Raw genomic sequence first — 209 nt, forward strand, 5'->3', positions numbered from 1 at the left:
GATGGATGGTGAGCTTTGATCTCACTTTTTCTATTTTGTTTTACAGCAAAGCTTCCAATTTTTATAAACTGCAGCAACCCAAAAAATGGGATAGGGATTCCAGTACCTCTCCTCCTATTTATCCTTGATATCTCCTCTAGTTGGATTTTTAATTTATAACTATTCTTTAGTTTACGCTGTTCTATTTCTATAATCTCTGCTTCTGGGGC

General features: G+C 35.4%; 1 protein-coding gene. It reads right to left on the reverse strand.

Features of this window, described 5'->3' with window-relative positions; genetic code table 11:
• A partial coding sequence (locus MTBSS4_RS22090; RefSeq protein ID WP_217425504.1) for a hypothetical protein occupies positions 1-209 on the reverse strand: 209 nt, incomplete at both ends.

Origin of the sequence: Magnetospirillum sp. SS-4, from assembly GCF_902729425.1 — a bacterium.
Classification (GTDB): Bacteria; Pseudomonadota; Alphaproteobacteria; order Rhodospirillales; family Magnetospirillaceae; genus Phaeospirillum.